The sequence below is a fragment of the Nostoc sp. UHCC 0251 genome, from assembly GCF_034932245.1.
Taxonomy (GTDB): Bacteria; Cyanobacteriota; Cyanobacteriia; order Cyanobacteriales; family Nostocaceae; genus Nostoc.
Genome location: NZ_JAYGHD010000286.1, coordinates 24,588 through 48,675, shown reverse-complemented (window position 1 = coordinate 48,675; position 24,088 = coordinate 24,588). Strand labels below are relative to the sequence as shown.

Sequence of the window (24,088 nt, the reverse complement as noted above, 5' to 3'; positions counted from 1 at the left end):
AGGCGGAATAGAAACGCAGTGCCAGATTTGTTAACAAATATATGGCTGCGGTAAGACTTGTGTGTATACGGTAGCCTTAGCAAGTGGAGGAGATTAAGAGGTAGGGTTCTTCGGGTTTAATTAAGTAATCAGGCAAACGGTTGTAGCTACACCAAAATCGCCATTCCTGAAGGAGGCAAATCAATTCGCACAGTTGCGCGAAGGTCGTCATGATGTTGTACATCTACAGTTTGTCCGCGCGGTGGGTAGCGTAAATATGAATCACTCCAATCACTCTTGTATAAAAAGCTCATAGTCGAGTCTGGAGGATGCATGTAAGTATCTACTGTCACTTCTGCACCGCGATTTTCTAAGCCGTTGGTATTCAGCACCATCAACACTTCTGTGTCAAATAAAGTCTGTGACCAAGCAACTAATTCACCTTGTCCGGGAATCGAGAAGGGGGAATCATAAAAGGATGTTTCGCGCAGGTAGTGATGTCCACGGCGCAATGCTTTGCCAATTTTATCGTGACTGTTACGAATCCGCGCGATCGCAGCTATCCGCAAATAGGTAGGATGGTCAATATCGAAGAAATGACAGTTTGCTGTTTGAAATGCGCCAAAAGCACCGCCAAACATGGCTTCTTTGATATATCTATCTTCGGCAAAGCTGCCACCTTCTATGGTGTTATCGTGATAACCTTCATTACCATCAAAAGCCTGTTCTGTTCCATAATAAATAGCAGGAATTCCTGGCGTAGTTAATTGCACTCCGACAGCATGAGCAACTTGTTCATAAAGATTAGGCACATTACTGTTTGCGGCAAATCGCTGCTTATGAGTACGGAATGACATCTCATCATCATCCAAAATGGAGACATGATATGTCCCAATTTGGCGGTATTCTCCTGCAAGATTCTTTTCGCTATATAAATCGAAAAATTGCTTTGGATGTACTAACCCTTTTGCAAATGCAGTCAATTCATTAGGGGCGTGTACGCTGTCTAATACAGCACTGAGGTTGCGACCAATAATGTCTATGTACGCACCAGCCATACTACCGGAAGTCATTTCCCCAGTTAGTAAAAAGTTGTCTTTACCAATAGATTCAGCGTATTCATGAATTGCTGTACAGAATTTGCGGGAATCTTCTGGAGAAACATGCTTGAGGCTATTTATCCTAAAACCATCGCAGTCAGAAAGAGCAATCCAATATTGATAAACTCTTGCTAAAGCTGCGATCGCGTCATTTCTGTTGAACCAGTTATCGGCACTCTGGTTGTATACTACATCAAGAATGACATACATCCTGCGATCGTGGGCAGCATCAATTAAATCTCTTAAATCTTGAGGGCTTCCAAAGTGGGGGTTAATACTTAAAAAATCTTGGATGCGATCGCTGTGGTAAGCTTCTAACTCAGAAGGTTGTCGCCAAGGTGGATTAATCCACAGCGTTGTTACTCCCAATCGCTGCAAGTAATCCAATTTACTCTTAATTCCCCTAAGAGTGCCACCAACAAACTTTGTCCCTGCTACCATCCAGTCGGCTTTGTCTTTAACTTGGAATTTTGAAAGGTCGCTGCGGTCAAAAAGTTCCCTTTTATTTTCATTGTCGTCACTGAATCTATCTAATATCAATTGGTACAAAAATTGGTCGCGCCAATTGATAGGACTCGGATAAACTCTCCCTCGTGGTTTCAGGTTTGTTTCGGAGAGTTGCTGGGGTGTCAATTCTTCAACTTTAGCCATGAGGATTTACGCACAGATAGGAGAATGGCAGTATGCATCTCATATCTTGCAAAAATACTTCCACTTTTCATCAACCCACAGAGGGATTATTGGTGGCTTAATTTTGTGATGATAGGTTTTATTTTAAACGCAGAGGTACGGAAAGGAAAGCGCAGAGGGGCGCGGAGTTTTTGCTATGACGATACAGTTAGCCACGTATACCAATTTTCTAAGCCAGCACCAGTAGTTGCGGAAACCTGAAAAATCTGAATTTGGGGATTTACTTCTTTAGCATATTCTATGCACTTTTGAACATCAAATTGCAGGTAAGGTAGCAAATCGATTTTCGTGAGAATCATTATGTCACTCGCACGGAATATATGCGGATATTTTAGCGGCTTATCTTCTCCCTCGGTGACTGAGAGAATTACTACTTTTGCCTGTTCTCCCAAATCAAATAAGGCTGGACAAACCAAATTTCCGACATTTTCAATCATTACAACTGAATTTAGTGGTGGATTCAGTTGTTGTAAACCCCTGTCTATCATTGATGCATCTAAATGACAGCCTGTTCCGGTATTGATTTGGATGACTTTGGAACCTGTTTCTTTAATTTTTTTGGCATCGTTAGCAGTTTCTTGGTCGCCTTCAATGACACTAATAGATAGTTGATGCTTTAAATCATTGATGGTTCGCGTTAAAAGAGTTGTTTTCCCTGCACCGGGAGAACTCATTAAATTTAAAGCAAGAATATTTCGACCTTTAAACCATCCCCGATTTTGGGCAGCTAGTAGATTATTTTTTGCTAAAATATCCTGTTCTAAAGATATTGTTGTATTGTGTATTTTTGCATGAATTTGAGGTGCTTCTATATGAGTATCATGACTGTGGGAATGAGTGATGACAGTTCCATCTGGTAAAGTGTGAGTATGATTATGTTCAGCTTCATCTGTTTCCAGATTGGTAATTTTGATTTCGCCATCATCAGAACAACCACAGGTTACACACATAATTCCTCGATTTCTATTTCTTTAATTTTAAGTTCTTCACCAGTAATTAAATCTAATTGCACGCTACCGCAGTTACAGATACCGAATGGTTTATCTAAATAAACTTCTGCACCACATTGGCGACATCGACCCAAACCAGGAATTTCTAAAATTTCTAATGTCGCCCCTTCTAAAACTGTGCCTTGAGTGCAAATATCAAAACAAAATCGGATAGCGTCAGGCATTATGGCTGAAAGTTTGCCGATTTCTAATGAAACTCGTTGCACTTTTGCGCCTTTAGCGTGTTCAGTCACAATTGCCACAATATTTTGGGTAATTCCAAATTCGTGCATATTATAAAATCTATTAAAGATTAACAAATTCGTGGCAATTGGTCGCCTACCAGCATATCAACAATTCTTTCAGCACCAAAACCTGTTTTTAACAATACGATACCTGGGGGTGAAGGAATAACTTCGCCAATAATACAAGCATCTTTGCCTGCTGGGTGTAATTTCATAGCTGATAAAACATTTTCAGCATTCTTTTTTGGAACCACTACAACTAACTTACCTTCATTAGCTAAATACAACGGGTCTAAACCGAGAATTTCGCAAACTCCGTTGACTTCTTCCCGCACTGGGATAGATTCTTCGTACAGACGAATTCCCACATTAGAACTGAGGGCAAATTCATTTAAGACTGTCGCTAAACCACCGCGTGTAGCATCTCGCATAGCATGAACTTGTGGACATGCATGGAGAATAGTTTCTACTAAACTATGCAACGGCTGACAATCACTTTCAATATTAGTGTCTAAGGCTAATTCTCCACGGGCAATTAAAATTGCTGTACCATGATTGCCTATTTCACCATTAATTATTATTGCATCTCCAGGTTGAATATTGTGGGCAGAAATACTAATTCCTCGCGGTATGATACCAATACCAGCAGTATTAATAAAGAGTTTATCGGCAGCACCACGATGTACAACTTTTGTGTCACCAGTGACAATTTGAATACCCGCTTTTTCTGCGGCTGCTTTCATACTGTTTGCAACACGGCGTAAGGTTTCTACAGGTAATCCTTCTTCTAAAATTACGCTGCAAGTTAGATATAAAGGTTTAGCACCACTGACAGCTAAATCATTAACTGTACCGTTTACGGCTAATTCTCCTATATCACTACCGGGGAAAAATAACGGGTCTACAACATAAGAATCTGTTGTAAATGCGAGTCTGTCTCCTTGTTGGAGGAGAGGGGTTAGGTTGAAGCTGGCTTGGTCTTCTAGTTGTGAGAGAATTGGGTTATCAAAATTGCTGATAAAGATATCATCTATTAAATCGCGCATGGCTTTACCACCGCTACCATGTGCGAGAGTTATGTGAGTATCTTGTACTTTACTTTGGCGACGGCGGACTTTTTCTATTTTTTGGAATAGGGGATTTGGGATTGGGTTTGTGGGGGAAATATTCATATTAAATTTTTTTTAAACGCAAAGGAACGCAGACTATTATAAGTCTGAAGAGAAGCCGCAGGCGGGGAGAGGTTCTTGAGTTATTTTTGGTTTTTGGGTGATTGTTCTTTTAGCAATGGTGGAGAGTCGTCCATATTTGTAATAGGCTGCACAAGCGCCTTCGGAAGATACCATGCAAGTACCGATTGGTGTTTCTGGTGTGCAAGCTGTACCGAATACTTTACACTCCCAAGGTTTTAAGACTCCTTTGAGAATTTCTCCACATTTACAAGCTTTATGGTCGGCTACTTTGAGGTTAGGAATGGTAAATTTAAGTTCGGCATCAAATTGAGCATATTCAGGTTTAATTTTTAATCCTGAATAAGGGATGTCACCTAAGCCGCGCCAATCAAAACTATCTCGCACTGCGAAAACTTTATTGATAGCTTCTAGCGCTACTGTGTTTCCAGATTTTTGGACAATTCGGTTATATTGATTTTCAACTTCGCAACGATTTTCTAATAGCTGTTGCAATAGCATCCAAATTGATTGGAGAATATCTAAGGGTTCAAATCCTGAGACAACAATTGGCTTATTATATTGTTGGGAAATAAATTGGTATGGGTCACTGCCAATTACCATACTGACATGGCCAGGCCCAACAAATCCATCTAGTTGTAAGTCGGGATTATCTAATAATGCTTTGAGGGCGGGAATCACGAGGACGTGATTGGAAAACATACTAAAGTTAGGAATTTTTTCGGCTGCTGCTTGCAGAATAGTGAAGGCGGTGCTGGGGGCTGTGGTTTCAAAGCCTAATGCGAAGAAAACTACTTCTTTATCGGGGTTATCTCTGGCAATTTGTAGGCTATCTAAGGGAGAGTACACCATACGGATGTCTGCACCTTGTGCCCTAGCTTGCAGTAAACTCGTTTTGGAACCGGGAACTCGCATTGCGTCGCCAAAGGTGGCAAAAATGACGTTATGATTTTGGGAGATTGCGATCGCATCATCTAATCTCCCTTTTGGCATCACGCATACTGGACAACCAGGCCCATGAATTAGTTCGATGGCTTGGGGTAAAATTTCTTCGATACCATATTTAAAAATGGAGTGGGTATGTCCGCCACATACTTCCATGATTTTGATGGGTTTTTCTAGCTGGTGGCTTAATTTGGTGATTTCGCGGAGTATGGCTTCTGCTTTTTCCGGTTCGCGGAATTCGTCAACATATTTCATAGGGATTGGGGAATAGTTAATTTCGCTTTTGTGGTAGGGAATTTTTTTTAACGAACCGCAAAGGGCGCGAAGGGCGCGAAGAAAGAGAGAGAGAAAGAAAGAAAGAAAGATGTTTGAAACTGTTTTATGTGTGAGAAAAAATATTATTTAAGTACTAATCCCTGCTTGTGCTGCTGCTAATTCTTGAAATAGTTGTAATGTTTCTGCTGCTTCTTGTTCGTTAATTCGATTCATGGCAAAGCCAACATGTACTAGCACCCAATCGCCAATACAAGCTTCGGGGGGATGTTGTTCATCAACGATGCAGGCAATATTTACTTCGCGCTTCACACCACCAATATTAACTAGGGCTAATTTATGGTTAACGTTGGTAATTTCTATAATTTGTCCGGGGATTCCTAAACACATTTTTTTATTTTGAAGATAAACTAACCGCAGAGGCGCGGAGAACACAGAGAGAATTATTTGTCAGAGAAGGGTTGTTAAATATCAATACTTGTGTATTAATTTCGCGGCTGCAATCACTGCTTGTCCTAGAGATAATCCGCCGTCATTAGCTGGAAATAAGCTATGAGTTAGTACTTTTATCCCCAATGTTTCTAATCGTTTGCTAACTTGCTGTAACAATATACAATTTTGAAATACTCCTCCTGTTAAAGCTACCTGATAAATCAGATTGTCTTGACGAAGGTACTTAACCATTTCCACAATCGCATTAGCTAAACCTTTGTGAAATTTAGCAGCGATAACTGGTTGGGGAATCTGCTGCTGCAAGTCAGAGAGTAAGGCTTGCCACATTGGGCGTGGGTCTATACAATAAATCCTATCTGAAAAGCTAAAACTAAAAGGATATATTAGCGTTTCTTCATCATTATTTAAGCTGCTAACATCTACTATAGCTTCCATTGCGATCGCAGCTTGTCCTTCATAGCTACATTCATCTCTATAAATACCGATAGCCGCAGCCACCGCATCGAACAATCGCCCCACTGAGGAAGCTGAAGGAGAGTTAATTTTTTTCTCTATAAGTTGATTAAGTAGTTTAAGTGGCTTACTTTTCAGAAATTTTACGATTTCTAAATCAGCATACTGTTCTTGACAATCATCCCAAAGGTTAGCAGATATTAATTGAGCATAGGTATTACGCCAAGGCTGATATATCGCTTGTTCACCACCAATCATTGCTACTGGTTTAAATGTTGCTAGTCGCTGAAACTTTCGATAATCTGCTAAAAGAAATTCTCCGCCCCAGAGTGTACTATTGTCGCCGTAACCTAAACCATCTAAAGCAATGCCTAAGATTGGAGGCGAATCTAGAGAAATACCATTTTCTGCCATACAAGCGGCAATATGGGCGTGATGATGTTGGATTTGATGAATTTGAATTTGATTTGTGTCTGCAAGTTCTTTTCCAAGTTTACTTGAGAGATATTCAGGATGTTTATCTATAGCGATTACTTCTGGTTTATGCTCAAATAAATTTAAGTATAAATTCAAAGTTTCTCGGTATGCATTGAAAGCCGCAGCATTTTCTAAATCTCCCAAATGTTGAGAGAGAATTGCTTCTCCTTCACGCAATAAGCAAAAGGTATTTTTTAACTCACTGCCCATTGCTAAAATTTGCGGCACCTTGTCAAATCCCGGTGGTAAACTAATTGGTGCTGGTGCATACCCTCTGGCACGGCGAATTGTTTGAACTTTATCACCAATAACACGCACAACAGAATCATCTACTCGATTAATAATCTCTCGATTGTGAAAGATAAAATAATCAGCGATTGTCCCTAATTTTTCTCTTGCTTCGTCGTTATCAATACATTGCGGTTCATCGGCAATATTGCCACTTGTTAAAATAATTGGGCGATTCATCCGCCGCAAAATTAAATGGTGTAAGGGTGTATAAGGTAGCATAAAACCGAGAGTATTTTGCCCGGATGCTATTGATGGTGCTACTACTTTTTTACCTGTCGCTTGTAGTAAAACTATTGGTGCAGCAGAACTTATTAATAATTCTTTTTCCTTGGTGTTAATAGTGCAATACTCTTCAATTACCTCAATATCTCGCGCCATTAAAGCAAAGGGTTTATGATAGCGCCTTTTACGCTGACGCAGTTTTTGTACAACGGTTTCCTGAGTTGCATCGCAAGCCAGATGAATACCACCTAAGCCTTTAATTGCTACAATCTCACCCTTTTGTAACAAAGTACAAACGGCATCAACATCATCCAACATAGAGAACATGGAAGCAGTAACCGATTTACCATCAGCGCGTTCTAACCAAGCTGTAGGGCCGCAAGCATGACAAGCAACAGGTTGGGCGTGAAAACGGCGGTTTTCGACATCGTGGTATTCCTTTGCACATTCTGAACATATAGCAAACGCAGACATACTGGTATTGCTTCTGTCATAAGGAATGGCACGAATAATACTCAAGCGGGGGCCGCAATGAGTGCAGTTAGTAAATGGGTAACGATAAAAGCGGCTAAAAGGGTCGAATATTTCTTTTTGACATTGCGGACAAGTGGCTGCATCAGGGGTAATTTCTGTTTTAATGGCATTACTGACACTAGTAGAAATTACAAAATCATCAAATTTAAATTCACCTTTATAAATAATTCTTGTTACTTGATTAATTTTTGCCAACGGTGGACACTCTGTTTGCAATCTGGCAACAAATTCGTTTATTGCCTCCTCACTACCAGATACCCGAATTAATACACCTTGGCCATCATTATAAACATCTCCACGCAAACCGCAGGTTTTAGCCAGACGATATACAGTAGGGCGAAATCCTACCCCTTGAACTGTGCCGCGAACTCTAATTTCTTCAGTCGCCATATAAATCTGACTTTCAAAAATTATGTAGCTTGCTTCTCACCGGAGGCAAGTATTATGAATTACGTTAGCGTAGCGGGGCGTAGCGGGGCGTAGCCCATTACGAATTACGAATTATTAAACTGCCACAGCAAAATTCGGTTATTTCCAGAATCAGCTATGACTGCTGTATTACCACAAATTTTTATTCCGTAACACCAATTTAAGCTATCTCGTTTAGGTAGTCCAAAATTACGATTTTCACCTTTACTTTGAAAATTTATTTGTCCTCCTAACCCATCTGCCACTACATTTTGCAGTGATAAAATTGATTCTGGTTTTCTCCATCCTAACAAACGGGAATTAGCAGTATCTGCAACTACTAACCAATCGCCAGCCACATCTACACCATAAGGCATACTCAAACTACTATCACTTGGCAAATAAACTCCTTGATTCATTTCCACAAAATCAAAGCTTTTTTGTCCTAAAACTACTGCACAAGGAGTATTATTTTCTGTTGGTATTCCCTGCCAAATCATTATCCGGTGATTACCTGCATCGCTAACAACCAGATTTTCTCCCCAAAGGGTGATGTCGTGACACCAACGCATACTCGCTGCGGTTGGAGAACCACCGCCGTTTTCATTGCGAGATATCATATCTGGTTGTCCCAAAACTAAATCAGCGGGTTGACCATTTTCTGTTGGTAATTGATGCCAAATTAATACTCTTCTATTACCAGTGTCAGCAATAAATAGCCGCCCTTGATGATAAAAAACACCATAGGGCCAGTGCATTGTACAAGCAGATGCTTGTTGACTTCCCCGATTTGGTTCATTATCAGTAAAATTAACTTGCCCTAACACCAAATCTGCCGGAACATTGTTATCTTCTGGTAAGTTTTTCCAAATCAAAACCCGATGATTCCAAGCATCTGCTACAGCTAACCCTTCACCGCAAGCACAAATCCCTGTTGGTACACTTAGGGTTGCCCTTCCCGGTATACTTTTAGCATTTTGTCCCTCATGATAAAAGTCAGGTTGTCCAATTACCCAATCAGCAGGTTGACTATCTCTGGTAGGCAAATTCTGCCATCCTAATAATCGATGATGTCCTGTATCTGATACCCATAAGGGGCCTGTTTCTGATAACAAACAAGCAGCACGAGGCCCAAACATTGTTGCGGGACTGGGTTCTACAGGTATTACTAATTGCTGTGGTTCAATAATGTTGCCTAAAATTACCTCTGCACCTTGAGGTGATAAAGGTAAAGTTCGGTGATTTACTGTTTTGTCTGATGGCAATTTTCGTTGATGAGTAATTGGAGATAAGTGATAATTAATATCCAACCGCATTCGCGTATATTGATGTGTATCAAGAGTAGCAGTTTGTAACTAATTTGAATTTCAAGCTATGCAAATAGATTTAAAAATAACATCCTTTTCAAAAATCAATCAATTTTTATTGTTTAAATTTTCAAAAGGATGCTTTGTACAAGCCAGCATAACTAAGTATTTTACTTTTTTTGCTCTGAAAATCAAAGTTATAACTTAATTGACAGTTGATAAATATACTGTAATTGAACCATCATTATCTTCATAAAGTCTCTTGACATCATTAGCTGAAAAATATACAGTTTGTCCACTTGTTAAATCAAAATTACCGTTTGCACCTGATGTAATACATTCCCCTTGTTTGGTTCTGACTACCAATGCTCCTAGTGCAAACCCAGGACACAGCCTATTGGAATTAGCAGCAAAGTCACCAGAACCATTGGCTGATATCAAACCTTTGGGTAAATTATCTCCATTGACATTTGTAGGTATTATGCTCCATTTTCCCTCAGCTTGAAATTTTATTCTTACAGGTTTATCTTCAGAATTTGTAAATGCAGTACCTTGAATAAATTTAGCATCTACTTCGATAACTCTTTCTTGTCCCAGAGGAGGAACTTGAGTACCAGGTGGTGGCGATGGAGGCTTAAAAACTTGAACAATTCCTAATATTCCACCTAACACACCTGCAAGTCCGGTAAGAATACCAGGCAATGTAGTCCAGAAACTGCCCTGTGAAGTGTTATCGCTCATGACTTACACCCTTAATTCTTTATCTCTAAAACAGTACATTCTTGTCTACAAGCCGTGGTTATAGCTTTCCGCAATCTTGTACTATAAAGTTTTCCTCGTTCCCATATGGAGTATGGGAATGCATTCATCTGGAATGCTGACTCAAGCTTTTTTGACTTGTGTATGTACTGTAGACTTGCATGGAGAGAACTATTTTTCGTGTGTAAATTTTGCCAGGTTGATTAGGATGTAATAGCAGTAAGATTTTACATTATGTTTTTTCAAATTAAGTTAAAAAAGCCAGCTAACCTTTCGTAACTTTTGCTACATAGCGAATTTTCGGCATGAGTATGTGATGTACTGAAATGAGAAAGCAAACTGGGGTTTGAGAAAGTAAAAGCTTCTTTTACTTGCGGAAAACACTAAAATGAATAAGTCAAATGACCTTTTGCTTGCGGAAAACACCAAAATGAGTAAGTCAAATGACCTTTTGAGTAAGTCAAATGACCTTTTGCTTGCGGAAAACACCAAAATGAATAAGTCAAAGGTCATTTTGAGTAAGCCAAATGACCTTTTGCTTCCTCAAAGCCTAAAATGAATAGCTGAATTACACAAATGAGAATCAATTCAGACATATTGAAAAAGGATTCAGGCATTTTGCTTGCACAAAACCCTAAAATCAATGCATGAACTATTGAAATGAAAAGGCAAAGTCGTTGTAATTTATTAATCGCCGGGTATATTTGCCTAAATGTGATTTTCGCATCCTCATTTTTGCAGTTTCACAAAGACCTTATCACCTTTAATGTTTACTAGATACGACTGAAGCGAAACATCAGGCGCAGTTAAGCATTTACCTGTCTCTAAACTGTACTGAAATCCGTGGGAAGGACAGGTAATAATAGCATTTTCAACTTTACCCTTTTCTAAGGGAGATCCTAAATGACTGCAAGCATTACGGTAACATGTTACCGTAACACCTTGACGATGTAAAATTAGTGAAGTACCAGCAAGTTGTACTGCTAAAATACTAAATTCAGGAACTTGATCAATAGTTGCCACTTTGATCCAGGTAGAAGTTATTTTTGAAGAGAATGGACTGATTAAACCAGAATTCCTGTTGTTAACAGAAGAGTTATGATTTACTGCAACTACTTTGGTAACTTCGGGACAATGGTTTTTGATTGCCTGTTCTATTCCCTGAGATAAAGTTAAAGTAGAAGTCGGACAACTACTGCAAGTTCCTATTAATCTGACTTCTACGGTATCTGGTGGCTTAATTGCCACTAGTTCTACATCTCCATTATGGCTTTTTAAACCTGGGCGAACTTCTTCAAGGGCTGTCTGAATGCGCTGTGCTAATGGTGCTTTTGGTGGTTTAACTAGTTCGTGATAAAGCAGCACACCATACACTACTTCATCAGCAACAGCATGGCGTAAAGCTGACATTGATTCTTGTTTGAGGCTTTTAATCAAACTAGTCAACGCAGCTTTATGCAAAGCCTCAATTGCTCTTTTCAGACCTACTGCTACACACCTTTGGCTTTCATCCCACTCGGATATAATCGCCTCAAAGCGGTTAATTTCCTGAACTAATTCTTCAAGGTTTGTCATTAGTCATTGGGCATTGGGAATTGGGCATTGGGCATTGGTTATTCATTAATGACAAATTACTTCATTTTGAAATCCTTGAGGAGAAATGGCATAATTATGCCTGTCACTAAACTAGATAATATTATTGGTAAGTAGAAGGGAATTGGAGCTTGTGCAAGTAACACGAGCAATAAGAAACCTACAGCAATACCAATAGTAGTTTGCTTGGCAAAATACATCGGGTCGCGTATTAGCTTTCCTTTAAAAAATAGCTTGGCAGATAGCCATCCTAGCTCTAACATGTTTTCTCCTAATAATTTGTCAATAAATTTAAAGCAGCAAGCCCTAAGAGAATGGCAGGAATTACACCCGCAGGGGCAAGTAATGCACCAAGCATTGCTGAAAACTGATAGCCTATATCTTTCCCAGCTAACAGCATTCCACCAATTGCACCGCCGACCATAGACAATACTACTGCTATGATTAGCCACACTAATTCTGTTGCTATGTTCAGGTCACCATCTGCTAAACTTGTGATAAAATTTATCACGTTTGGGTAGGTTAAAATATCTCTCATGCTGTTTTGTCCTGATTGTTAGGAATTAGGGGAGTAGGGAGTGGGGAATGGGGAGTGGGGAGATGAGGGAGAAAGAATAAGTAACCTATCACCTATTGCCTATCCCCTATTTCTGCTTCTACATCTTGTAGTGCTTGGGTTACTACCTCTGCTTGCCCAATTTGTTGGTATTTCGTAAATATTTCTAAAGCATTTTGATAGTAGATACGCGCTTGTAAAAGATTTTGAAGATTACCAGCTTCTGGTTTTTCCTGGTCATCTGGTAAGTTGAATAGAGCGTTGGCTTTGTTTGAAATTGTGTTAGCGTACTCTAGAGGTGTATCGTTGGCATTACGCACTTTTAGCGCTTCGTCATAAGCTGCGATCGCACGTAAGTTATTCTCCACAGGATGGGAACTCACCAAATATTGCAAAGCATTACCTAAGTTGTTTTGCAACATCGCATATTCTCTAGGATGGTCAATCAAAGTAATGTGCTTTAGCGCCACCTCAAATGATTGCACAGCTAACCCTTGACGCAAGTATTCCCGTTCTGATGCTAAGGGCATAGAAAGATAAGCGATCGCAATATTGTTATACAAAATCGCGTATTCTTGGGGGTAATCTTCCCAAGTAAACACCCGTAAAGCCTCATGGTAAGCCTGGATGCTGTCAGTTATCCGCGCCAAATTGAATGGCACTAATGACTGCAACACTAACCCAAAATTCATCTGCGTCTCTGCTACTTCCTCTGGTGTTGCTAATTGTTGTAAAATCGGTAACGCCTCTTCATAACCGACTTTCGCTTGCATCAACAGTTGGTAATCAGCATCCGGTATTGCCTGTAACGTCCCTGCCATGCCCACTTTGGCCCTGGCTTTCAGCAGGGGATACTCCTCACCACACATTTCATAGGCCCGGTAATATAACCCAACTGCATTTCGCAAGTCTTGGGCAGCTTTGGGCTTTTTTTGAAAACCCTGTGCTATCTCAATCAGCATCTGGATTTTTTCTTCTGCTGTGGCTGACTCCGATGCAACAGCTGCTACCGCAGCCTTCACCGCTGAATCTGTAATGCTGGGGGTCATAACTCTGCCGTACTCTAGCCAATTGGGAATTGAGTCAACACCCATGAATGATCAAGACACGCGATCGCATCTAATCACGGGCCATACTGATTTACGCAGGCTTCGAGTCCTTTAGGCGGAATTCCCCTTTTTCGTCTGAGACTAGGAATTAGTGACTGGTGACTGGTGACTGGGGGTTACACTTCGACAAGCTCAGTGTATCGCTGGGGATTTGGGAAAAGTTTTCCCAGTACCCAATACCCAATCCCCAATACCTAGTCCTTAATTCCCAATCTCTAAAATATAAAACACTCTATTTCTAAAATTCTAGGGGGAAATTGCCAATATTAATGTCAGCTTTAAACACCTTACATTTTTATCAGATGTTTTGTATCATTCTTCAACACAACGCAGTTATGTCATTCTATATTGAACTCATAACATCTTATATATTTAATACCTAACTTTGTTATCGAAATATAACTATTTCCTTTTTTGCTTATGGCTTGTATTTCTTAATATACAAGAATTTCACCTTTAAAATATCAGTCTATTTATATCAAATAATTAGGGATTGAACTTCCTAAAAATGATTTAGAACAGCTATCTAGAATCAGTGTATTTAGTTTATTGTTCAATATCTTGTTAAAAATATACGATTAACACAACCTTTTCGTGAATCTTAATTAGATTTAAATTATTGCCAATGATTAATTTTTATTTAACAAAAGGTAATTCAATAGAAAATATACTAATATTAAGAAATAAATATTGATTAAATACGTGATGCTCTACAAGCGCTATTTCTTAAATCACGTGTGGCAAACAATACAAAAATACCTAGCCCATGACTAACGTACTATGGCTACAAGGTGGTGCTTGTTCAGGCAACACCATGTCATTTCTCAACGCTGAAGAACCGACAGTCTGCGATTTGATTGCCGACTTTGGTATCAATATACTTTGGCATCCTTCCTTGGGATTGGAACTGGGCAACGATTTGCAAACACTGCTACGGAATTGTATTTCTGGCACAATTCCTTTAGATATCTTGGTATTTGAAGGCAGTGTTGTTAACGCCCCCAACGGTACTGGCGAATGGAATCGGTTTGCCGATCGCGCCATGAAAGATTGGTTAGCAGACCTTGCCAAAGTTGCTAAATTTATCGTCGCCGTGGGAGACTGTGCTACATGGGGAGGAATTCCCGCCATGTCACCCAACCCCAGCGAATCGGAAGGTTTGCAATTTCTCAAACGTCAAGAAGGCGGTTTTTTAGGGAAAGATTTTCTCTCACAAGCCGGATTACCTGTAATTAATATACCTGGATGTCCTGCCCATCCCGACTGGATAACGCAGATATTAGTAGCGATCGCTACTGGACGCATAGCAGACATTGCTTTCGATGAACTAAATCGTCCCCAAACCTTCTTCAACACCTATACTCAAACAGGTTGTACCCGCAACGTCCACTTTGCTTACAAAGCATCAACCGCCGAATTTGGTCAGCGCAAAGGCTGTCTATTTTATGACTTGGGTTGTCGCGGCCCCATGACCCATTCTTCCTGCAACCGCATCTTATGGAACCGTGTCTCTTCCAAAACTCGCGCCGGAATGCCTTGTTTAGGTTGCACAGAACCAGAATTTCCCTTCTTTGATCTTAAACCAGGAACAGTATTCAAAACTCAAACAGTAATGGGAGTTCCCAAAGAATTACCGCCAGGGGTGAACAAAAAAGACTACGCCTTACTTACAATGGTTGCAAAAGATGCAGCACCACCTTGGGCAGAAGAAGACTTTTTTACAGTTTAGTCATTAGTCATTGGTCATTGGTCATTAGTCATTTGTGATTTGACCAATGACTATAACCCAATACAGTTCAGAATGAGCAACAAAACACTTGTAGAGACGGCGATTTATCGCGTCTTGAAAACCCAAGAGTATTAGACCATAACCTTTTCACACTCCCATCAACGATCAATCAAGGGTTTCGACCATTTTACAGGGAGACAAGTGAATAATTACCAATGACAAATAACAAATGACAAAGGACAAATGACAAATGACAATTCAATCATTAGACATTTCGCCCGTCGGTAGAGTTGAAGGCGATTTAGATGTTCGAGTTGATATTGAACATGGGCGGGTAGTCAATGCCTGGACACACGCTGAATTATTTCGTGGATTTGAAGTTATCCTCCGTGGTAAAGATCCCCAAGCTGGATTAATTGTCACACCTCGCATTTGCGGAATTTGCGGCGGTTCTCACCTGACTAGTGCATCTTGGGCATTAGATACAGCTTGGGAAACAGAAGTTCCCCGCAATGCAATTTTGGCGAGAAATCTCGGACAAATTGTCGAGACAATTCAAAGCATCCCCCGCTATTTTTATGGACTGTTTGCTATTGATTTAACAAATAGAAAATACCGCAATAGTCGCTTTTATGAGGAAGCTGTTAAACGCTTCGCCGCCTTCACAGGCAAATCTTATGAACTAGGCATAACAATTTCCGCTAAACCCGTAGAAATTTATGCACTATTGGGCGGACAATGGCCCCACAGCAGTTATATGGAAAGAAATTAGGGAATTGCTTATATAGTAAGGATTTGCCAGGATATGTGTAATGATTCCCTGGTTTTTCCTTAAATTAGGCGATAAATCCACAGTCAGCTACACCATAAGCAAAGATAGCAAGCAGTAAATCCATTTATTTTTCTCTGTTAAAAGTTATTTGCTTTTCTCAGGTATTACCTAATTTTTCCCTAACCCTAGATTAGCGATCGCAGTTAAGGGAAGTACAACTCAAGTAGTTAAGTATAATTATTTTCTTACTTTTGAAATATAAACCCGATTTATTATCCATATAAATACGCAAACAGTAATATAAAAACTTAAATAATTACATACAAGCTTCAGTATAGAAGTATTGATTTCTTTGTTTAAAAATTGAGCGATCGCTTTTCTCAAAGATGTTTAATGGTGAAATTATTGAGTTTTTAGCAGAAATACATGGTACGATCAGACGAATTGGCAAAAATGCACTAGCCACATAATGAATTACAGAAACTATATCACAATTGAAGCGAATAAACGCGGTGGTAAGCCTTGTGTGCGTGGCTTGCGAATTACAGTTTATGAGGTGCTTGAATACCTAGCTTCCGAGATGACCGAAGCAGAAATTCTTGATGATTTTCCCGATCTAACGCGAGAAGATTTAAAAGCTTGTATTGCTTATGCGGCTGACCGTGAACGTCGGCTTATGATTTCTCCATTATCAGCATGAAATTACTGTTTGATGAAAACTTATCCCCTAAATTATCCACTCGTTTGAGCGATCTTTTTCCAGACTCACTTCATGTTCGGGATGTAGGCATGAAAGCAACAATAGACCCGATAGTTTGGAATTATGCAAAAGATAATGATTTTATGATCGTCTCGAAAGATGCTGATATGCACGATCTGAGTTTAGTGTTTGGAAATCCCCCGAAAGTCATCTGGCTTAGACTTGGAAACTGTTCTACCTTACAAGTTGAAAATTTACTGCGTCGGGAGTTCAGCACGATCAAATTATTTTATGAAGATGAAAATTCATCATTGCTTGCCCTATCATTTTAACCTGGCGCAGTTAACGCAGTAAAAGGTAAGTGGTTAAGTATAATTATTTTCTTTGTATTGAAGTATAAAGCGCGGTTTTTCTCAATATAAATACGCAAATAGTAATATCTGAGTTTAAATAATTACAGGTTAGCTTATGTATAGAAGTATTGATTTATTTGGATATTGAGCGATCGCATTAACCCAAATATGTTTAACGGTGAAATTATTGAGATTCCATTAACGCACCCTATAGGATCGGCGAACTGCTTGCAGCAGAGCTAGTTCCCTCCGGGACGCTCCGCGAACGTGATCGCACTACGTCATAAAAATTCCTGAAAGAGGTTATCGAACGGTTCTGTATTTTTCCAGCGATAGGTGTTGAAGTCTCGATAATCAACCGATAAAATTTGACCATGACCTAATTATTCTGCCAAAATAACGAGAGAGGGATCGGCTAAATCCATCGGTAAGTCTTTATATTTTTCCATCAGTTCTTCAATACGCTGGCAATGATGTTGTTTCAGATCAAAGATTTGTAGCTTTCCTGTAGAAATTTTATGAATAAAGATTTTTGGAGCATCTACTCCTACTCTTTTTTGTAATAGATAGCACGTTTCCGTGACGACACACCAAGTCGTAATAAATTGCTGATTAGCTAAATCTTGAAATCGTTTTTTTGCGGATATATGAACTGTATCTTTTTTATTGGCAAGAGCTAACCAAAAGCCTGTATCAACTATGATCATATTTTTGGTTAAGTTCATGGTCTAAGTAGTTTTTATAGTTTTTTGAGAGGTCTGTTTCAGCTTCTATGCAACCGATAAAGTCTGACCAGTCTTGCAAGGAATTTTCTGAAGATTCGTGTTGATTCAGAAGGTAGCGTTTTTTCAGGAATTCTACGAGTTGAACTATGATTTGTTGTGCATCGGGAGGAAGAGACGCAATATCTTGTTGAATTTTATCTAAGTTCATAATCTCATCTTGCTGTTTCCCTGATTATAGTTTAGCAAAAAATGTTCTTACCCAACCAATGGGACGATTAGCAGTAGGGTGTGTTAGCGACAGCATAACGCACCGAAAATCAGTAAATAATCATAAATATGATGCGTTACACTCCGTTAACGCACCCTACAAGATTGGCGATCGCACTAACTCGATATTAGCTATCGCAGTTAATCGCAATTAAGGAAGTACAAGGCAAGTGGTTAAGTATAATTTTTTCTTTCTATTGAAATATAAACCCAGCTTATTCTCAATATAAATATGTACACTTTAATATAAAAGTTCAAATATTTACAGGTTGGTTAGAGTATAGAAGTATTGATTTATTTGGAAATTGAGCGATCGCTTTTCTCAAAGATGTTAAACAATGAAGTTAGACGGTTTATATTTATAACTGAGTTCAAGAGCATTGCAAAAGCTATTTAGTTGATTAAGCAAAGCATTATAGTAAACGTAAGCATCGTCTCGTTCATCTTCAAGAAGGGCATATAAGGTTATCTCTGGCTCTGGGGCTAAGTTATCTTTAGGGATATCTAAACCAGCTTCAGTTAAGCGTGTTGACGCGATCGCAGCTAACAATGCTCCAATTGTATTGGACTCACCTCTGTGAAGATCACTCAGTCCAGGCAAGATTATCTCAGATCCCGGCAACTCATTGAGATTCATGATTGATCATCCTCCAGGTTATCTTCACAACGTTCAATAAAGTTATCTACTCTGCTTCTAAGCATATCAGGGTTAAGAGATGGGAATCTGATTAGTTCAGGTGCGATCGCTTCAAAGCAATCCCGTAGATTACTCAAAGAAAATAATTTCTGTTTGTACATGGCTTCAATATCTTTAATATCACGGTCAAACCCCCTAGATAGTTTAGAAAGAGCTTGGGCTGTAAAATCATAGTGATAAAACGAAATTTGACCTTGTTTGCCAATGAATACGCTTCTATCACGCCATCCTGGAAGAGGTGGCAAGAAGTCCTGCGGAGATGCTAATTCGATATTGATGTTTAATTCTTGTTTGAGCTTGGCGATCGCTTGAAAAATGCCTGGTGGTTCAGGATCTAGACGAAGATCAACATCAACTGTGGAGTTGCGCCATCCAATTAGTAAGGCACTAGCTCCACCTGTAAAGTAGATGCAGCCTGAACCCTGGGCTTCTCTACCTAAGACTTGCATCAGACGTTCTAACTTCTGAGTGTCAATGTTTGCACGCATATTTTTATTGATTTATTTGTTTGGATATTGAGCGATCGCTTTTTTCAAAGATGTTTAACGGTGAATTTATAAGGTGCTTTACATTCCATTAACGCACCGTACAAGATCGGCGATCGCACTCAAGGATATTGGGACGATTAGCAGTAGGGTGTGTTAGCGACAGCGTAACGCACCGAAAATCAGCAAATAATCACAAATATGGTGCGTTACACTCCGTTAACGCACCCTACAAGATCGGCGATCGCACTTAGTTTGAATTCCAGTTAGGATTTCGTGCGACACAATTTTGAAGTGCTTTTCCTAACATAGATCCAGTCGGATAACAATTAAGAATTCTTAAAATATGAAGAGGAGTATTAGGATTTTCGGCAATTGCTAGGATAAAGTTTTCGTATTCTTGAAACCAAACATCAGGGTCGAAGAAACCTGTAGCTTGGAAGTTGACTTTAGCTAAATCAGAAATCATAGTATCTCTATTCTTAAAGGAGTTGCCAATCGCTTGACAGTTGGAAAAAAGTCTTTCAAGTGTGCTAGCCGAAGTATGAAAATTACCAGCTACCGCAGTGCGAACTCTATGAAGTTGATCTTGAGATAGGCTTTCTAAAATATCAGCAGATGTACTTGGATTTTTTGCTACATAACAGCGAGTAAATTCGCATTTATCCGACGCGAAAAGCCTTAAGAGATCAACGGGTGTACTGAGATTGCTCGCCACACTAGAGCGAACAATTGATGATTCGTCTTGGGCAAGAGTTCTTAGAAGAGCAATGGGTAAATTAGGATTTTGTGCCACACACTGCCGAACACATTCAATATCTTGAGCGAGTAACTCTAGTATTCTATTAGGTGTATTTGGATTCAGACCAACATTACTGCGAACATATCTTCCGCAAGATTCAACAAATGCATGGTCATGAGCCAGCATCTCAAGCGTGTCAGCAGGTGTACTGGGATTTCTTGCTACAAAAAAACGAATATACTCGTCATGGTCGCATGCAGCAAGTTGTAGGATATCGATCGGTGTATTTGGGTTATTTGCTAGAGTAGGGTGAACTTCTATAGCAGATCGATATAATTCTCGTAACCGTTCAGGATATGTCGTGAGTTCGCGGGCTTCTGTCTCATTGTTTGAATTTACTTTATCCACTGGTATTTTATCCCACCATAAACAGATCGGTCTATCAATAATTTCAAAGCAACTGACCCATAAATGTCAACAGACAGGCTTTCACCTACCGTTATCACAGACAACCTGAGCGGTATAACGGCTGAATTGAGCGGTAAAACATCACCCCCAACTCAAAACTGAAATATCATAATATTGTCCGCTCCAATGATTTGTTATGCAGCGATCGCTTCACAATTACCTATGCTTTGCAAATAACCGATAATTTGAGCTTATTTCTCGCTGATATCCAGAATTTTCCTAAATCTCTCAACTTCCAACCTCAACCTTTCATTTTCCATACTTAACGCCAATATTTCATTCTTCTGCAACTCAATTAACGACTTTTGACTAATTACCTCACCAAAGGCTTTTTTCCGGTTTTCAATCCCAAACCATCTTTGATAGGTTTTTGTATGTTCATCAACAGTATGACCTAAATTATCTGCTGCTGCTTTGATGGGTATTCCCTGAAGATGCGCTCGAATGGCGCAAGCATGACGCAAATCGTAGGGTTGAAACTCAATTCCCACTTTTCTAAACCATCTGGATATATCTCTCCGCATCCAATTAATATTTTGCACAGATGCAATTTTTGTGACCTTTTTTTCTAAAATCTTTAATGGTTTGGGATTTTGTAAATCAAAGAATTCTATCCATTCTGGTACAAAGGGGATAACTTCTCGATATCCAGTTTTTGTATTTTTATTGACTTTCCAAGTATGGTCTATATTTTGGGGACACATCCACCAATTAATATCTGGTTCGACAAATAATTCCCTTGGTCTTAACCCAAAGGTTGCCAACATTCCATATACCCAACGCCACATTTCCCAGGTGTCTATTTCATCAGTGATATTTGTATTTTTGCGATTGAGCGCGAATTTTTCAAATAGATCAAAAGAAGATACTATTTTATCATTGTCAGGTATTTCTCGATGGGCAGGAGTGACATGATCTCGTGTCACATCAAGTATAAATCCCAACTGAAAGGTTTTAATAAAAACAGAAGTTACCGCAATTAATTCATTTTTTTTATTTCCCTGAAATGAATTAATAATTTCCTCAAAATGATTTTTTGTTGACAAAGTTGTTGGAGGAAAGTTTCTTTTAATAACGGATATATAGTTAGCAAAAGTATTTTGACTAGTTATAGTTTTCTGACGGGTTTGATAATATTTTTCATCAAATGTATCTAATAATTCCCCAATAGTTTTTATCTCTTGCTTCTCTCTAGATTTAATTCCTAAATACTTCTCATTCCACTCGAAAGTATGGCGAGCAATTAATTTACCCAACTCGTAACTTTCCTCGATCGCAGTTTTCAGTCCCTCTAAATTTGCTGGTATCCCTAGAGACAAATCATACTGCTTTTTTGTCTTACCTACGCTGCGATCTTCTGGTTTTAACGGTAGCGTAGCTCGTAACTGAAGAGAATTGCCAGTTTGTTTGATGCTAACTCTTATTCTCTCTCTTTTTAAATTAGTATTGGCTTCGATTAACTTCTGCTCAAAAACTGCTTGATACTGTAATTCCGTTGCTTTTATTTTCGCCATTGTTCCCCTATAGCTGCCATCTGTAGTGTTCTGCGGCTCGAAATCTGCGAACATATCTGCGAACCAGTCGGTTGAGTCTGCATTTGCATATTCATGTGTAGATGTGGAATATGTCTCCTCGCAATTACCTTGATTTTGCCCGCTCATTCCCTAAATATTCCCTTATTTATAAGCTGAAATGGTGAAAATAAAATGTTATTGCCGAGCAAAATAACTTTATGTAATAAGTTACTCAGGAACATTTTTAGCATATCACCAGTTGCCACAGCAGTTATATGGTGCCTGGTGGCGTGATGTGCGCCCCAACCCTTACAGACATTACCCGTGCTTGGGCGCTTCTCGAATATTTCCGCACCAATTGGTTAGAACCAGTGTGGTTGGGTTGTTCCTTAGAACGCTACGAACAAATCCAAACTTATGATGACTTTAGAGATTGGTTAGATGAAGACCGCAATCATCGGGATTCCGACTTAGGTTTTTATTGGCGCATGGGTTTAGATATCGGTTTAGATAGATATGGCGCTGGTGTTGGTAAATATGTGACTTGGGGATATTTAGCCCATGAAGATAAATACCAAAAGCCGACTATCGAAGGGCGAAATGCGGCGATGATCATGAAAAGTGGAGTGTACGATAGCTTCGCAGACACTCACGTTTTAATGGATCAGTCATTTACCCGCGAGAATACAACTCACTCCTGGTACGATGAAGGGACAGAGGATATTCACCCTAGCGATCGCACCACTAAACCCACTGCAATCAATACCAAAGACTTCGATAACGCCTACTCTTGGTCAAGTGCAGTCCTTCACAAAGACTTCGGACGTTTGGAAACTGGCCCCTTAGCGCGTCAATTAGTAGCTGGTGGTAAACATGGCGAATCTTGGCAACACTACGACGGCTTTATCCTCGATGTCTTTAAACGGATGGGTGGTGCTAGTATTCATGTGCGTCAGCTAGCACGAGTTCACGAAATTGTCAAGTTATATCGCCAAGCTGAACACTGCTTGCGCGAATTCAAATTAAACGACCCCTGGTATATCAAACCCACAGAAAAAGATGGCAAGGGTTGGGGTGCAACGGAAGCAGCGCGCGGTTCCTTATCTCACTGGGTGGAAATAGAGGGCGGTAAGATTAAGAATTACCAAGTGATTGCCCCAGGTACTTGGAATATCGGCCCTCGTGACGGTGAAGGAATTCGCGGCCCCATTGAAGAAGCGTTAATTGGGACACCCATTTACGATTCTAGCGATCCAGTGGAAGTTGGTCATGTGGCGCGATCGTTTGATTCATGTTTGGTGTGCACAGTTCACGCCCATGATGCTAAGACTGGTGAAGAGTTAGCGCGTTTTCGGACTGCTTAATTCTCAAAATATCAGATCATCTACCACAACCTACATTGAGTGCTGCTTAATGGCACTGCAAAACTTGAACAGCAGTCAACTTTAGATCAGCAAATACCAGTGAAGCGATCGCACTATCTCCTAGATACACCTTCTCCTCATAAAAACCCTCTACCCATTCCAGAACTGTCACTCGCTGTTGTATCGGATCAACAATCCAATACTCAACAATACCCCGTGCTGCATACTCAGATCGCTTATAGCGATAATCACGACTACTCTGATTTGGACTCACTACTTCAACCACTAATAACGGCGGTGGCATCTCTGGCATTACCGTAGATCGTTTAGCCCCCTCCATCGCCGTCGCCAACTCCTCAGAAAACACCACTAAATCAGGAACGCGCACCCGTGAGCCAGTAGTCATAATTTCCGTTTTCATCGACAGCCGATAAGCAGGAATACCCAGTTGCACAAAGCAGACAAGGATAAACATGGCAATTCGTCGATTTATCTCACTCTCGGCCGTCATCAGAAGCAATTCTCCATCTTCAAACTCATAGAGAGCATCTGTACCATCGTCATAATTAAAGAACTCCTCAAGAGTCATATTCCCAGATGCAGCTTTATCTAATGTGATTGCCATAATCACCTTACCTTCTGGTAAAAACATCATTAGCTTACTATTATCACAATATCTCTAGGACTTACGCGCTTAAT

The 24,088-nt window shown here is 39.8% G+C and carries 24 protein-coding genes and 2 pseudogenes; 6 read left to right on the top strand and 20 right to left on the bottom strand.

Annotation, left to right across the window (positions count from 1 at the left end; translation table 11 throughout):
- Window positions 1-146 precede the first annotated feature (146 nt).
- The 13 genes from VB740_RS18545 to VB740_RS18485 form a co-directional block, all read right to left on the bottom strand.
- Window positions 147-1,730 carry an alpha-amylase family glycosyl hydrolase gene (locus VB740_RS18545; RefSeq protein WP_323201408.1) on the bottom strand — a complete coding sequence of 528 codons (1,584 nt, stop codon included), beginning with the start codon at window positions 1,728-1,730 and terminating at the stop codon, window positions 147-149.
- Window positions 1,731-1,903: 173 nt separating this feature from the next.
- Window positions 1,904-2,719, bottom strand: coding sequence for a hydrogenase nickel incorporation protein HypB (gene hypB / locus VB740_RS18540; protein ID WP_323201407.1), 816 nt, complete (start codon window positions 2,717-2,719; stop codon window positions 1,904-1,906).
- Window positions 2,710-3,051, bottom strand: coding sequence for a hydrogenase maturation nickel metallochaperone HypA (gene hypA / locus VB740_RS18535; RefSeq protein ID WP_323201406.1), 342 nt, complete (start codon window positions 3,049-3,051; stop codon window positions 2,710-2,712). The genes hypB and hypA overlap by 10 nt, the downstream gene beginning before the upstream one ends.
- Before the next feature lie 20 nt (window positions 3,052-3,071).
- Window positions 3,072-4,175 (bottom strand): hydrogenase expression/formation protein HypE, encoded by a 1,104-nt coding sequence (gene hypE, locus VB740_RS18530; protein ID WP_323201405.1) that lies wholly within the window; start codon window positions 4,173-4,175, stop codon window positions 3,072-3,074.
- Between the two features lie 36 nt (window positions 4,176-4,211).
- On the bottom strand, window positions 4,212-5,393 hold the full coding sequence (hypD, locus tag VB740_RS18525) for a hydrogenase formation protein HypD (protein ID WP_323201404.1): 1,182 nt from the start codon (window positions 5,391-5,393) through the stop codon (window positions 4,212-4,214).
- Window positions 5,394-5,540: 147 nt separating this feature from the next.
- Window positions 5,541-5,801, bottom strand: coding sequence for a HypC/HybG/HupF family hydrogenase formation chaperone (locus VB740_RS18520; RefSeq protein WP_190940095.1), 261 nt, complete (start codon window positions 5,799-5,801; stop codon window positions 5,541-5,543).
- A gap of 81 nt (window positions 5,802-5,882) precedes the next feature.
- A complete protein-coding gene (hypF, locus tag VB740_RS18515; protein WP_323201403.1) occupies window positions 5,883-8,231 on the bottom strand; it encodes a carbamoyltransferase HypF in 2,349 nt (782 codons plus the stop codon).
- A 104-nt stretch (window positions 8,232-8,335) separates the two neighbouring features.
- Window positions 8,336-9,565 (bottom strand): hypothetical protein, encoded by a 1,230-nt coding sequence (locus VB740_RS18510; RefSeq protein ID WP_416290130.1) that lies wholly within the window; start codon window positions 9,563-9,565, stop codon window positions 8,336-8,338.
- 195 nt (window positions 9,566-9,760) lie between these two features.
- Window positions 9,761-10,297 carry a hypothetical protein gene (locus VB740_RS18505; protein WP_323201402.1) on the bottom strand — a complete coding sequence of 179 codons (537 nt, stop codon included), beginning with the start codon at window positions 10,295-10,297 and terminating at the stop codon, window positions 9,761-9,763.
- A gap of 747 nt (window positions 10,298-11,044) precedes the next feature.
- Window positions 11,045-11,890: a NifU family protein gene (locus VB740_RS18500; protein ID WP_323201401.1), complete on the bottom strand. Its 846-nt coding sequence runs from the start codon at window positions 11,888-11,890 to the stop codon at window positions 11,045-11,047.
- 56 nt (window positions 11,891-11,946) lie between these two features.
- Window positions 11,947-12,171: a hypothetical protein gene (locus tag VB740_RS18495; protein ID WP_323201400.1), complete on the bottom strand. Its 225-nt coding sequence runs from the start codon at window positions 12,169-12,171 to the stop codon at window positions 11,947-11,949.
- Window positions 12,172-12,179: 8 nt separating this feature from the next.
- Window positions 12,180-12,446: a hypothetical protein gene (locus VB740_RS18490; protein WP_229553993.1), complete on the bottom strand. Its 267-nt coding sequence runs from the start codon at window positions 12,444-12,446 to the stop codon at window positions 12,180-12,182.
- 92 nt (window positions 12,447-12,538) lie between these two features.
- The gene (locus VB740_RS18485; RefSeq protein WP_323201448.1) at window positions 12,539-13,513 is read right to left on the bottom strand and encodes a hypothetical protein; all 975 of its coding nucleotides are present in this window, start codon (window positions 13,511-13,513) and stop codon (window positions 12,539-12,541) included.
- 826 nt (window positions 13,514-14,339) lie between these two features.
- Between VB740_RS18485 and VB740_RS18480 the strand changes: the two genes are divergently transcribed.
- The 4 genes and pseudogenes from VB740_RS18480 to VB740_RS18465 all read left to right on the top strand — a co-directional run bounded on the left by VB740_RS18480 (window position 14,340) and on the right by VB740_RS18465 (window position 17,106).
- Window positions 14,340-15,302, top strand: coding sequence for a hydrogenase small subunit (locus tag VB740_RS18480; protein WP_323201399.1), 963 nt, complete (start codon window positions 14,340-14,342; stop codon window positions 15,300-15,302).
- 250 nt (window positions 15,303-15,552) lie between these two features.
- A pseudogene (locus VB740_RS18475) lies at window positions 15,553-16,062 on the top strand (nickel-dependent hydrogenase large subunit); the annotation flags it as partial.
- A 481-nt stretch (window positions 16,063-16,543) separates the two neighbouring features.
- Window positions 16,544-16,774 carry a DUF433 domain-containing protein gene (locus VB740_RS18470; RefSeq protein ID WP_114083639.1) on the top strand — a complete coding sequence of 77 codons (231 nt, stop codon included), beginning with the start codon at window positions 16,544-16,546 and terminating at the stop codon, window positions 16,772-16,774.
- Complete coding sequence (locus VB740_RS18465) at window positions 16,771-17,106, top strand: DUF5615 family PIN-like protein (RefSeq protein ID WP_323201398.1); 336 nt, start codon at window positions 16,771-16,773, stop codon at window positions 17,104-17,106. The genes VB740_RS18470 and VB740_RS18465 overlap by 4 nt, the downstream gene beginning before the upstream one ends.
- 404 nt (window positions 17,107-17,510) lie before the next feature.
- Here the strand turns inward: VB740_RS18465 and VB740_RS18460 are convergent, their stop codons facing one another.
- Complete coding sequence (locus tag VB740_RS18460) at window positions 17,511-17,852, bottom strand: type II toxin-antitoxin system VapC family toxin (RefSeq protein WP_323201397.1); 342 nt, start codon at window positions 17,850-17,852, stop codon at window positions 17,511-17,513.
- Window positions 17,821-18,060, bottom strand: a complete 240-nt coding sequence (locus tag VB740_RS18455) for a hypothetical protein (protein ID WP_323201396.1) — start codon at window positions 18,058-18,060, stop codon at window positions 17,821-17,823. Before VB740_RS18455 ends, VB740_RS18460 begins: the two co-directional genes overlap by 32 nt.
- 58 nt (window positions 18,061-18,118) lie before the next feature.
- On the opposite strand from VB740_RS18455, the gene VB740_RS18450 reads away from it, so the two are divergent.
- The gene (locus VB740_RS18450) at window positions 18,119-18,274 is read left to right on the top strand and encodes a hypothetical protein (RefSeq protein ID WP_323201395.1); all 156 of its coding nucleotides are present in this window, start codon (window positions 18,119-18,121) and stop codon (window positions 18,272-18,274) included.
- A 176-nt stretch (window positions 18,275-18,450) separates the two neighbouring features.
- On the opposite strand, the gene VB740_RS18445 is transcribed toward VB740_RS18450, so the two are convergent.
- From VB740_RS18445 to VB740_RS18430, 4 genes are all read right to left on the bottom strand, one after another.
- Entirely contained in the window at window positions 18,451-18,756 is a 306-nt protein-coding gene (locus VB740_RS18445; protein ID WP_323201394.1) for a hypothetical protein, read from the bottom strand.
- Window positions 18,753-19,304 carry a DUF6036 family nucleotidyltransferase gene (locus VB740_RS18440; RefSeq protein WP_323201393.1) on the bottom strand — a complete coding sequence of 184 codons (552 nt, stop codon included), beginning with the start codon at window positions 19,302-19,304 and terminating at the stop codon, window positions 18,753-18,755. The genes VB740_RS18445 and VB740_RS18440 overlap by 4 nt, the downstream gene beginning before the upstream one ends.
- Before the next feature lie 247 nt (window positions 19,305-19,551).
- The gene (locus VB740_RS18435; protein WP_323201392.1) at window positions 19,552-20,451 is read right to left on the bottom strand and encodes a hypothetical protein; all 900 of its coding nucleotides are present in this window, start codon (window positions 20,449-20,451) and stop codon (window positions 19,552-19,554) included.
- Window positions 20,452-20,702: 251 nt separating this feature from the next.
- Window positions 20,703-22,172, bottom strand: a complete 1,470-nt coding sequence (locus tag VB740_RS18430) for a site-specific integrase (protein WP_323201391.1) — start codon at window positions 22,170-22,172, stop codon at window positions 20,703-20,705.
- A gap of 116 nt (window positions 22,173-22,288) precedes the next feature.
- Between VB740_RS18430 and VB740_RS18425 the strand changes: the two are divergent.
- Window positions 22,289-23,389 (top strand): annotated as a pseudogene (locus VB740_RS18425) (nickel-dependent hydrogenase large subunit); the annotation flags it as partial.
- A gap of 46 nt (window positions 23,390-23,435) precedes the next feature.
- Here the strand turns inward: VB740_RS18425 and VB740_RS18420 are convergent.
- Window positions 23,436-24,044 carry a Uma2 family endonuclease gene (locus VB740_RS18420; protein ID WP_416290124.1) on the bottom strand — a complete coding sequence of 203 codons (609 nt, stop codon included), beginning with the start codon at window positions 24,042-24,044 and terminating at the stop codon, window positions 23,436-23,438.
- Between the last annotated feature and the right edge of the window lie 44 nt (window positions 24,045-24,088).